10 protein-coding genes are annotated in these 11,525 nt (G+C 39.2%); 1 reads left to right on the top strand and 9 read right to left on the bottom strand.

The window, feature by feature from the left end; translation table 11 throughout:
• Window positions 1-141: 141 nt before the first annotated feature.
• From ABES02_RS26960 to ABES02_RS26940, 5 genes are all read right to left on the bottom strand, one after another.
• On the bottom strand, window positions 142-618 hold the full coding sequence (locus tag ABES02_RS26960) for a MaoC/PaaZ C-terminal domain-containing protein (protein ID WP_430140849.1): 477 nt from the start codon (window positions 616-618) through the stop codon (window positions 142-144).
• Between the two features lie 86 nt (window positions 619-704).
• Window positions 705-1,643, bottom strand: a complete 939-nt coding sequence (gene mdh / locus ABES02_RS26955; RefSeq protein WP_430140848.1) for a malate dehydrogenase — start codon at window positions 1,641-1,643, stop codon at window positions 705-707.
• Window positions 1,644-1,833: 190 nt separating this feature from the next.
• Window positions 1,834-3,102, bottom strand: a complete 1,269-nt coding sequence (gene icd, locus ABES02_RS26950; RefSeq protein WP_430140847.1) for an NADP-dependent isocitrate dehydrogenase — start codon at window positions 3,100-3,102, stop codon at window positions 1,834-1,836.
• Between the two features lie 131 nt (window positions 3,103-3,233).
• Window positions 3,234-4,352, bottom strand: coding sequence for a citrate synthase (gene citZ / locus ABES02_RS26945; RefSeq protein ID WP_430140846.1), 1,119 nt, complete (start codon window positions 4,350-4,352; stop codon window positions 3,234-3,236).
• A gap of 266 nt (window positions 4,353-4,618) precedes the next feature.
• Window positions 4,619-5,080, bottom strand: a complete 462-nt coding sequence (locus tag ABES02_RS26940; protein ID WP_430140845.1) for a DUF441 domain-containing protein — start codon at window positions 5,078-5,080, stop codon at window positions 4,619-4,621.
• A gap of 201 nt (window positions 5,081-5,281) precedes the next feature.
• Between ABES02_RS26940 and ytvI the strand changes: the two genes are divergently transcribed.
• Window positions 5,282-6,397 (top strand): sporulation integral membrane protein YtvI, encoded by a 1,116-nt coding sequence (ytvI, locus tag ABES02_RS26935; protein WP_430140844.1) that lies wholly within the window; start codon window positions 5,282-5,284, stop codon window positions 6,395-6,397.
• Window positions 6,398-6,437: 40 nt separating this feature from the next.
• On the opposite strand, the gene pyk is transcribed toward ytvI, so the two are convergent.
• The 4 genes from pyk to accD all read right to left on the bottom strand — a co-directional run bounded on the left by pyk (window position 6,438) and on the right by accD (window position 11,337).
• Complete coding sequence (pyk, locus tag ABES02_RS26930) at window positions 6,438-8,201, bottom strand: pyruvate kinase (protein ID WP_430140843.1); 1,764 nt, start codon at window positions 8,199-8,201, stop codon at window positions 6,438-6,440.
• A 28-nt stretch (window positions 8,202-8,229) separates the two neighbouring features.
• Window positions 8,230-9,189 (bottom strand): 6-phosphofructokinase, encoded by a 960-nt coding sequence (gene pfkA, locus ABES02_RS26925; protein WP_430140842.1) that lies wholly within the window; start codon window positions 9,187-9,189, stop codon window positions 8,230-8,232.
• A gap of 298 nt (window positions 9,190-9,487) precedes the next feature.
• Window positions 9,488-10,465, bottom strand: a complete 978-nt coding sequence (gene accA / locus ABES02_RS26920; RefSeq protein ID WP_430140841.1) for an acetyl-CoA carboxylase carboxyl transferase subunit alpha — start codon at window positions 10,463-10,465, stop codon at window positions 9,488-9,490.
• Window positions 10,462-11,337, bottom strand: coding sequence for an acetyl-CoA carboxylase, carboxyltransferase subunit beta (gene accD / locus ABES02_RS26915; protein ID WP_430140840.1), 876 nt, complete (start codon window positions 11,335-11,337; stop codon window positions 10,462-10,464). The genes accA and accD overlap by 4 nt, the downstream gene beginning before the upstream one ends.
• Window positions 11,338-11,525: the final 188 nt, after the last annotated feature.

The following is an 11,525-nucleotide window of genomic DNA, read 5'->3' as shown; positions in this document are numbered from 1 at the left end:
AGTTTGTCCTCATGAACGACTCATGAGGACAGTTTTGGCTTTTGCTGAACGAAGTTTGTCCTCATGAACGACTTATGAGGACAGTTTTGGCTTTTGCCGAACGAAGTTTGTCCTCATGAACACCTCACTCAAGTTCAAACTCTAAAAATTCTCCAATGCCGTCCCATGAATTTCCTGCAGGCGATGTGGTGGGCAAACTTTTACAGTTCCTTTTATGACGGTTTCATTTTTTTCATTGGTTGCACCAACATGGATTACTACGGTGTGATCATCACTGTTTACATCAATAATCTCAAAAAGAAACTCGACGGTTCCGTAATGATAGATCGGCTTAGGAAACTCTAGATTTTGGCTTAAAATATGGCTTCCTGGACCAGGCACGTATTTTGAAATAGCTGAAGTAATCAAACCGGTTAGCATGATGCTTGGAACTATTGGTTTTTCAAATGGTGTTTGTGAGGCATAGTCATGTTGAATATACAGAGGGTTCGCATCATCTGTTAAGCCTAAATAAAGGAGCAAATCCCTATCTTCTATTTTTTCTGTTAGTGATAGCTTTTCCCCAACAGATATTTCTTCAATTCTTCTCCCAAGTTTTCTTTTTTTCCCTAATAGCATCGAAAAAACACCCCTTTGTAAGCGATTTCAAATATATATATAGAAAATTCGGGGCCCCTTTAACCCCGAATTCCCTTACAAGCCTATTAAGCTAGGACGTTCATTACATTCCGCACAGAATCAACTGATTTGTCCAATGCTGCTTTTTCGTCTGCAGTAAGATCAAGCTCGATTATTTTTTCAATACCGTTGGCACCAAGAATAGTTGGTACGCCAAGGTAGATGCCTTCATAACCATATTCACCTTCAAGATAAGCAATGGAAGGAAGAACGCGGCGTTGATCTTTTAGAATCGCTTCGCACATTTCCACTAAAGATGCTGCCGGAGCATAGTAAGCGCTTCCGTTTCCAAGAAGGTTTACAATTTCTCCGCCGCCTTTACGAGTGCGCTCAACAATAGCATCAAGACGATCTTTCGGAATTAACGTTTCTAACGGGATACCGCCAGCATAAGAGTAACGGACAAGTGGAACCATGTCGTCACCGTGACCGCCTAATACGAAACCAGTAATATCTTTAACAGAAAGGTTTAATTCTTGTGAAATAAATGTACGGAAACGAGCTGTATCAAGTACGCCAGATTGACCGATTACACGGTTCTTAGGGAAGCCTGACTCTTTGAATACAGTGTAAGTCATTGCATCAACAGGATTTGTTAATACAAGAATCGTACAGTTTGGAGAAAACTTAGCAATTTCCTGTGTTACACTTTTCATTACTTTTTGGTTGGTTTGAACTAGATCATCACGGCTCATGCCTGGTTTACGGGCAATACCAGCAGTGATAACAACGATGTCAGAATCACGAGTATCTTCATAGTTAGAAGTCCCAGTAATATTTGCATCAAAGCCTTGAACAGGACTTGCTTCAAGCATGTCTAACGCTTTTCCTTTAGTTGGGTTTTCCATTTGTGGAATATCAACTAGAACTACATCCGCAAGCTCTTTTTGTGCAAGTAAAAATGCAGTTGTTGCACCAGTAAATCCGCCGCCAATTACAGAAACCTTTTTACGTTTTAATGACATCTTAGCTCTCCCCTTTTATGTGTTAAAAATTCACTTAAAGGGCTGTCCTAAAACAGCCCTTTTTATGTCCAGCTTCAGCGCCTAGGGGCTCGAGGTCATAAGCCAATCCGTCGAGAAGGTTAAAAAGCAACCTTCCCGCCGGCTCGACTTATGCTTGTCGCCCCTGGTAAAGGCGCTTCCGCTTTTCGATTTATTCCATGTTTTTAATTAATTCGTCGCCAAACTCAGAGGTTTTAACTTCAGTTGCTCCGTCCATTAAGCGGGCGAAGTCATACGTTACAACTTTAGATGCAATGGTTTTTTCCACTGATTTGATGACCATTTTAGCTGCTTCAGTCCAGCCTAGGTGCTCAAGCAATAATACGCCTGATAAAATGACGGATGAAGGATTTACTTTATCAAGGCCTGCATATTTAGGGGCAGTACCATGTGTTGCTTCAAAAATAGCATGTCCTGTTTCGTAGTTGATGTTTGCTCCAGGAGCAATACCAATGCCTCCAACTTGTGCAGCAAGTGCATCGGAAATGAAGTCTCCGTTTAAGTTCATTGTTGCCACAACATCAAATTCACGTGGACGTGTAAGGATTTGCTGTAAGAAGATATCTGCAATCGCATCTTTCACGATAATTTTGCCAGCAGCCTCTGCATCAGCCTGTGCTTTGTTTGCAGCGTCTGCACCTTGCTCAGCTTTAATGCGATCATATTGAGCCCATGTAAATACTTTATCGCCAAATTCTTTTTCAGCAAGCTCATAACCCCAGTTTTTGAACGCGCCTTCAGTGAATTTCATGATATTTCCTTTATGCACGAGCGTAACGGATTTACGGCCTTCTTTGATTGCATAGTTAATGGCAGCACGTACTAGACGAGTTGTTCCTTCTTCAGAAACAGGTTTGATACCGATACCTGAAGTTTCAGGGAATCGGATTTTATTAACACCCATTTCATTTTGAAGGAAGTTGATTACTTTTTTAACAGCTTCGGTGCCTTTTTCATATTCGATTCCTGCATAAATATCTTCAGTATTTTCACGGAAGATAACCATATCAGTATCTTGCGGGCGCTTAACTGGTGAAGGAACACCTTCAAACCATCTTACTGGACGCAAGCACACAAATAAATCTAATTCTTGACGTAAAGCAACGTTTAAAGAACGAATGCCGCCGCCAACTGGTGTTGTTAATGGACCTTTGATGGCAATCAAATATTCATTGATAACATCAAGTGTTTCTTTTGGAAGCCATTCACCAGTTTGGTTAAAAGCCTTTTCTCCTGCTAAAACTTCTTTCCAAACTAATTTACGTTCACCTTTATAAGCTTTTTCTACAGCTGCATTTAAAACTCTCTCAGAAGCAGCCCAAATATCTGGTCCAATACCGTCTCCCTCGATGAATGGGATAATTGGAATGTTTGGTACATTTAATACTCCGTCTTTAACCGTGATTTTTTCGCCTTGCATAGATGTTCTCCCTCCTGTTATGTAAAAAAAACTAAAATCATTGGACTGAATCAAAGGCTAGAGAGCTCTTCGGCCCCTAACCTTTTCATACCTTCCTTATTTTACTACAATTTTTAGAAAAAATAAAAATATTATCCTCTTTGTTCAATTGGAATATATTTCTGCATTCCAGGACCCGTGTACTCAGCACGAGGACGGATCAGACGATTGTTTTCATATTGCTCTAAAATATGAGCCAACCACCCGGAAACACGACTTACGGCAAAGATTGGTGTCATTAAGTCATGATCAATTCCTAAGCTATGATAAACAGATGCTGAATAGAAATCCACGTTTGGTGGAAGATTTTTTTCACCAGTAACGATGCTTTCAATTTTAACTGACATATCGTACCACTGTGGTTCGCCGGTTAATTCTGTTAGTTTTTTAGACATTTCTTTTAAATGCTTGGCACGTGGGTCACCTTGACGATATACCCTGTGACCAAAGCCCATTATTTTTTCTTTCTTTTCAAGTTTACCGCGTACATATGGCTCAACATTTTCCAATGTCCCAATATCCGTCAACATTTTCATTACTGCTTCGTTAGCTCCTCCGTGAAGAGGTCCTTTTAAAGCACCAATTGCAGCAGTTACACCAGAATATACATCGGATAATGTTGCCACACATACACGTGCTGTGAATGTAGATGCATTTAATTCATGGTCAGCATGTAATACCAATGCTTTATCAATTGCTTCAACAGCAATAGCATCTGGTACATTGCCTGTTAACATATAAAGGAAATTTGCTGCAAAGCTTAAATCTTGTCTTGGTGCGATTGGGTCAAGGCCCTTTCGTACACGAGCAAAAGTAGTGACAATCGCCGGCATTTTCGCTTGTAGGCGAACTGCTTTACGATAATTTGCATCCGAATCCATTAAATCTGCTTCTTCATCGTATAATCCTAGTAACGATACTGCTGACCGAAGTGCTGCCATTGGGTGCACTTTTCCAATTGGGTACATTTTAAAATGTTCAATTACTTCTTGAGGAAGTGCAGAGTTTTCAGCTAACTGTTGTTTCAATTCCGCTAATTGATCCGCGTTTGGCAGCTTGCGGTGCCATAATAAGTAAACGACTTCTTCAAAGCTAGCATTTTTAGCTAAGTCATCAATGTCGTAGCCAACATACGTTAGCGTGTCATCGATAATTGAACTAATAGAGGAAGTTGTTGCCACTACCCCTTCAAGACCACGTGTTACTGACATAGTAAATCTCTCCTTCACTATACTAATTTTCCCCATTACCCATTTTGTTAATAAAAAATTTAATTGAGCGATTGCTCAGGATAGGAACTAAAAAAAATCTGAATATCTTTCATTCATAATGAAAAAATTCTTTTCCAAGTAATTCATTATACATATTTGGTTTATGTAAAAAAGGATACGCTTACAAGCCTATTATAAACAATTATCAGAACTTTGTGAATGAAAAGGAACTGAATTTGTAAAAAAAATATTATTTCACAAAAAATCTACGTAAAAAAACTAAATATTTTCATAGCGGCATAGGCAATTCCTGCCCCAATTAATGGGCCAACGGCTACACCTTTAAAGATCGATACAGAAAGAATTGTCCCTAATACCAATGCCGTTGTAATCTGTGGATCATCGGCTAGTAATCTTACTCCACCCTTGGCTAACAGGGCGACAAGCATTCCTGATATTAAAGCAATCCATGCATAGGGTGTTTTAAAGGCACCAGATAAATCTTTGAATCCAATTTCACCAGTAGCAATGGGTACTAAAACGGCAATGGTAATCACCGTTACTCCCCAATTTATCCCTTTTGATTGTAGGAACGAGAAAGATTTCATTTCCAACCCAACAATCTTTAATATGAGAAGGACCGTAATCGCAATCATTAAAGAACTATTTTTTGCAATAAATCCAATTACCAGTAATAGAATTAGGAATAGATAGGGCTCTTTCATCATTTTCACCATTTCCTCAAGTAAATTATTGTACCATAATATCTAAAAAGAGTTAGAATCGTGAATTTGGCGGTTATTTTTATCATTTCTTTTTTGAAACCTTTTTTCATTAATTTCGTAATGTAGTTACGGGAATGGAAAATTATGCACAACCATTTATAAAATGGTAAACTTAAACTAGTCGAAAGAATAGGAGGTTTAAGCTTGAATCCTAAATACATATACCAGACATTAAGATTTTTACTTGTCTTAGGTGTTGTGGTTTTGGCGTTCTACTCTTTATATTTTGTTGGAAAAGTGGCCTATCCTTTTATTATTGGCCTCTTGATTGCCCTCATGATTAACCCGCTTGTCAATATTTTTGAGAAAAAAGCGAAGATGCCGCGAGTACTCTCGGTGTTCCTAGCACTTATTATTATATTTGCCTTGTTTGCAGGGTTAATTACGTTATTAATCGCCGAGATTGTATCCGGGGCTACTTATTTAGCGAGAGTGGTTCCCGAACACCTTGATACTCTCATTAATTATCTCGAAGACTATTTTACAGGTCAAATTGTCCCGCTTTACAATCAATTAACTAGTGTTTTTAATAAGCTTGAAACCGGTCAGCAGGATACTATTATCACCAATATCCAAAGTGTCGGAAAGAATATCGGCAAAACAGTTGGATCGTTTATTCAAAATTTATTTTTAAAAATTCCAAATATCATTTCTTGGTTTCCCAATGTGGCTACTGTTCTTATTTTTTCCTTGTTGGCAACTTTCTTCATCAGTAAGGATTGGTATCGATTATCTGCCTTGGGAGGACGACTTTTACCAGAAAAGGCGAAAAGAAGCGGAAGAACTGTATTCGTCGACTTAAAGAAAGCATTATTTGGCTTCGTTAGAGCACAGCTGACGCTTATCTCTATCACAACTGTCATTATTTTAATTGGTTTGCTTGTTCTTAGGGTTGATTATGCCATCACGATTGCTTTGGTTACGGGTATTGTTGATATCATTCCATACCTAGGTACAGGTGCTGTGTTTGTACCTTGGATCATTTATGAGGCAATCGGCGGTGATATGGGCCTTGCGATTGGACTTGGCGTTCTTTATGTCATTGTCTTAGTTCAAAGACAAATCATGGAGCCGAAGATTCTTTCTTCCAGTATCGGCCTAGATCCATTAGCCACTTTGATTGCTTTATTTGTTGGCTTTAAATTGATTGGTTTTCTTGGCTTGATTGTCGGCCCCGTTACCCTCGTCATCATTAGCACTTTATATCGCGCCAATGTTTTTCATGACGTTTGGTCATTTATTAAAGGAAAGCAAGCATAAAAAAACGTCAGCTCCGAATTCGGAAGCTGACGTTTTGTTTTTATAGGACACTAGCATGACCGTTATAGATAACTCCTCTTGTAGCATCAACGGTGATCTCTTGGCCTTCTTTAAATAATTCAAGCGCATTATCTACCCCAACAATTACCGGAATGCTTAGATTTAAACCAACCACAGCAGCATGGCTTGTTAATCCACCTTCTTGGGTAATAAGAGCAGCGCATTTTTCAATGGCAGGAACCATATCACGGTCTGAACCGATTGTGACAAGAATTGAACCTGGTTTTACTTTTTCGATAGCCTCTTGTGCAGTATGGGCAATTACTACTTTCCCAAATGCAGACCTACGGCCAATTCCTTGCGCCTTTGTGATAATATCGCCAACAACATGAATCTTCATCAGATTCGTTGTACCTGCTTCACCAACAGGAACACCTGCAGTGATTACAACTAAATCTCCACTCTTAACAATACCACTGTTTAAGCTTTCCTGTACTGCAATATCAAGCATTTCATCAGTCGTTGAGCACATAGTTCCAACACGTGGATAAACGCCCCAAACAAGTGACAAGCGTCGGGAAATTGAGTCGTTTGCAGCAACGGCAACAATTGGTGCCTTAGGACGATACTTAGATATCATTCTTGCTGTATGCCCACTTTCAGTAGGGGTAATAATAGCATTTACTTCTAAATTTAAAGCAGTATGAGCAACTGACTGACCAATCGCATCCGTTAGATTGTGCTCTGTATCTTTACTGCGGCTTGATAGAATTTCTTTGTGATCTAAAGCCTGCTCTGCTCTTGAAGCGATATTGTGCATCGTTTGCACTGCTTCCACTGGATAAAGACCTGCAGCTGTTTCTCCGGAAAGCATAATCGCATCTGTTCCATCAAAAATAGCATTGGCAACGTCGCTTGCTTCCGCTCTTGTTGGTCTTGGGTTTCTTTGCATAGAGTCAAGCATTTGTGTAGCTGTAATAACAGGTTTACCCTGGGCATTACATTTCTTAATGAGCATTTTTTGAACAAGTGGAACCTCTTCGGCAGGTATTTCTACGCCAAGATCTCCACGCGCAACCATTAAACCATCAGAAATTTCAAGAATTTCATCAATGTTATCGACGCCTTCATGGTTTTCAATTTTAGGGATAATTTGGATATGTGCAGCATTATTTTCTTCTAAAAGCTGACGGATTTCTAATACATCTTTAGCCGTACGCACAAACGAAGCGGCGATAAAATCGATTCCTTGCTCAATCCCAAAAAGGATATCTTGTCGATCTTTCTCCGTAATCCCTGGTAGTTTTACAGATACGCCAGGAACGTTAACACCCTTTTTATTTTTCAGCGTACCACTGTTTAAGATTTTTGTATGAATTTCGTTTTCTGCACTATCTACTTTCAATACTTCAAGTCCAATTAAACCATCGTCTAATAAGATTTTAGAACCAACGTGAACATCTTCTATTAACCCTGGATATGTAACAGAAAATTTTTCAACCGTTCCTTCTACTTCTGTCATCGAAACAATGATATTTTCTCCAGCCTTAAGTTCAATCGCACCATTTACCATATTATTTGTTCGAATCTCTGGACCCTTTGTATCGAGTAAAATAGCGACAGTTTTTCCGGTTTGTTCTGCAGCAGTGCGGATATTTTGAATCCTTCCGCCATGTTCTTCAAAATCCCCGTGGGAAAAATTTAACCGGGCCACATTCATACCCGAATTGATTAATTGTGTTAACTTCTCAACACTTTCACTTGCTGGACCAATCGTACAAACGATTTTTGTTTTACGTAACATTCTTGTTATCCTCCGATACAATCAAATATTAAATAGATAATTCCTTTGAAAGCTTAAATAAATCAAAATCCAATGTATGCTTTCGGCCAAGAGCTTCGATAATGTCATAGTCAACTAACTGATTTTTTTCGATTCCAACGGCACGACCGCCTTTACCTTCAATCAGAAGTTCTACTGCTCTTGCCCCTAATCTACTAGCAAGCACCCTGTCAGCAGCAGTTGGCGAGCCACCGCGCTGCATATGGCCTAAAACAGAGACTCTAGTGTCGAAATTCGTTAACTCTTGCAGCTGCTTCGCAAATTCCACTCCACTGCAAACACCTTCAGCAACAATGATGATACTATGCTTTTTCCCGCGTTCCTGACCTTTTCGGAGCCTGTCGGCCACCTCATTAATGTCATAATTTTCTTCAGGAATAAGTATCGTTTCCGCACCGCCGGCAAGTCCTGCCCATAGTGCAATATCTCCAGCATCGCGGCCCATGACTTCTATGACAAATGTTCTTTCATGTGATGTTGCTGTGTCACGAATTTTATCGACTGCATCGATGACCGTATTTAATGCTGTATCAAATCCAATTGTAAGTTCTGTTCCAGGGATATCATTATCTATCGTTCCTGGTACACCCACACAAGGATACCCCTGCTCTGTTAAGGCCTTCGCTCCGCGATATGAACCATCTCCGCCTATGACAACAAGACCCTCAATTCCATGAGCTTTTAGCTGCTCAATACCTTGCTGCTGAACTTCTTTATTTTTAAATTCTGGACAACGTGCCGATTGAAGCATGGTTCCACCACGATGAATAATATCACCAACTGAACCGAGCTCAAGCTTTTTTATATTTCCAGAAATCAAACCGGAATAACCACCGTAAATTCCATAAACATCCACATTATGATAAATTGCTTTTCGAACAACAGCACGAATAGCCGGGTTCATCCCTGGAGAGTCTCCACCGCTTGTAAGTACCCCAATTTTCTTCATAGTTTCCACCTCAATATCAGATTAATAAATTTATGTAATCAGTCATAAGAAGAACATATAATTTGCAAAAAATACCTTCTTTTATTATTAACATAAAACCCTTGAATATTAATAAAATAACACGAAGAAATAGCCATAACAACCCAATCGTATTAGTAATTACAATAGACAGAATAGTTAGTTAACTGGAAGCGTTTTATGCTTAAATGTAAGCGTAATCATTGTCTTTTCAATGAAATTTTCGTGATTATTTGTTGAACTTAAATAAAAAAAATCGTGCCCTTATGAGCACGATTTTTTAATTAACACTTATAAAATCATTAATTAAACCATACTCACCGATTGATCTAAATCGATTATAACGGTCAGTAATTAGTTCATTATCTGAGAGTTTTAACAGCTGCTGTAAGGATGAACTGAGGACCTTATCAATTTCATCCGCCTGTTTTTGAACATCCTTATGCGCTCCGCCCTTTACTTCAGGGATAATATCATCAATAACGCCAAGTTCTTTTAAATCAGGAGCGGTGATTTTCATCGTCTCAGCTGCATTTTTAGCAAACGAAGCATCTTTCCATAAAATAGCTGCGGCTCCCTCTGGTGAAATAACCGAGTAGGTAGAGTTTTCAAGCATATAAATGCGGTTGCCCACTCCTAGTGCTAAGGCCCCGCCGCTGCCGCCTTCTCCAATGACAATACAAATAACTGGTACCTTAAGTCCTGCCATCTCAAATAGATTTCTGGCTATCGCTTCACTTTGGCCCCGTTCCTCGGCCGCTTTACCTGGATAAGCACCCTTTGTATCAATAAAGCAAATAATAGGCCGGTTAAATTTATCCGCTTGCTTCATTAAGCGAAGAGCTTTTCGATAACCCTCAGGATGAGGCATGCCAAAATTACGACGGATATTTTCTTTCGTGTCTTTTCCTCGCTGATGACCAATAACGGTGACAGGAAGACCCTTAAATTTAGCAATTCCGCCAACGATCGCTTCATCGTCAGCAAAAGTACGATCACCATGACATTCAAAGAAATCTTCAAACAGATATGAAATGTAATCAAGTGTTGTCGGTCTATTCGCAAGCCGTGCGATTTGAACCCGATCCCAAGGCTTAATATTTTCATAAATATCCTGTTCCAGCTTTTCTAAACGCCCCTCTAATTTCTTTATTTCAGAGCTCAAATCAACATCAGCGTTTTTTGTGAACTCTTTTAGTTCAGCGATTTTCTTCCTTAGCTCTATTACCGGGCGTTCAAATTCTAATTCACCGATCATGCGAATTCACCCCCTGGTTGATGAATGTCAAGTATGGTTGATATCTTTTCGACCATGTCTAAACGTGAAATGATTGCATCAAGCTGACCATGCTTTAAAAGGAACTCTGCTGTTTGAAAATCCTCAGGCAATTCTTCCCGGATTGATTGTTCAATGACTCTCCGACCAGCAAAGGCGATTAACGCTCCCGGTTCAGCGAGATTATAATCCCCCAATGAGGCAAAGCTTGCCGACACACCGCCAGTGGTCGGATGTGTCATGATTGAAATTATTAAGCCGCCATGGTCGCTGAAATTCTTTAAAGCGACACTTGTTTTGGCCATTTGCATTAAGCTTAAGGCACCCTCTTGCATCCTAGCACCGCCGGAAGCAGTAAAAATGACAAATGGTACACCAATTTCATGGGCTTTTTCAATCGCAAGCGTAATTTTTTCGCCTACCACCGAACCCATACTTCCCATACGAAAAGAAGAGTCCATGATAGCCAAAACAATTTTGTGTCCGCCAACGGTTCCAATTCCTGTTACAACAGCTTCATTTAATTGACTTTTTTGACGGTCTTTTTCAAGTTTTTCCAAATAATCAGGGAAATTAAGTGGATTCTTGGAAATCATATTCTCATTGATTTCCTCAAAGCTCCCCTCATCAATAAAACTGCCAATTCTCTCTTTTGCATTCATTGGAAAATGATGTCCACAATGCAAGCACACCTTTAAATTTTTTGACAACTCTTTTGTATACATAATTTTCTTACATGTTGGACATTTGGTCATAATTCCTTCAGGAACATCATTTTTAGCTGTTTCAGTTGGAATGGTTGCATATTTTTTCTTTTTCGTTTGGTTTTTTGTAAATAAATCTTTAAGTGCCAAAATTAAACCTCCCTCGGTCACTTCGTATTAATGGAAGTTTACCCACTATCTTCTATTCAGAAGTCTTTCTATCTTATTTAGACTTCATACGTTTATTTTCACAAAAGTGGTCAGACCACCAGATGATTAAAAATAGCCGATGTATCAGGCTTGTACAGAATTCACTATAAAATAAAAAGAGTCCAAAA

Origin of the sequence: Neobacillus pocheonensis (assembly GCF_050477905.1) — a bacterium.
Taxonomy (GTDB): domain Bacteria; phylum Bacillota; class Bacilli; order Bacillales; family Cytobacillaceae; genus Neobacillus; species Neobacillus pocheonensis_A.
Note: the sequence above shows the minus strand (reverse complement) of the source record. Positions and strands in the feature narration are given on the sequence as shown.

Bases quoted from the DNA above. Each gene is read 5' to 3' on its own strand.
- ABES02_RS26960 (WP_430140849.1), bottom strand. From the start codon at position 618: ATGCTATTAGGGAAAAAAAGAAAACTTGGGAGAAGAATTGAAGAAATA.
- mdh (WP_430140848.1), bottom strand. From the start codon at position 1,643: ATGTCATTAAAACGTAAAAAGGTTTCTGTAATTGGCGGCGGATTTACT.
- icd (WP_430140847.1), bottom strand. From the start codon at position 3,102: ATGCAAGGCGAAAAAATCACGGTTAAAGACGGAGTATTAAATGTACCA.
- citZ (WP_430140846.1), bottom strand. From the start codon at position 4,352: ATGTCAGTAACACGTGGTCTTGAAGGGGTAGTGGCAACAACTTCCTCT.
- ABES02_RS26940 (WP_430140845.1), bottom strand. From the start codon at position 5,080: ATGATGAAAGAGCCCTATCTATTCCTAATTCTATTACTGGTAATTGGA.
- pyk (WP_430140843.1), bottom strand. From the start codon at position 8,201: ATGTTACGTAAAACAAAAATCGTTTGTACGATTGGTCCAGCAAGTGAA.
- pfkA (WP_430140842.1), bottom strand. From the start codon at position 9,189: ATGAAGAAAATTGGGGTACTTACAAGCGGTGGAGACTCTCCAGGGATG.
- accA (WP_430140841.1), bottom strand. From the start codon at position 10,465: ATGATCGGTGAATTAGAATTTGAACGCCCGGTAATAGAGCTAAGGAAG.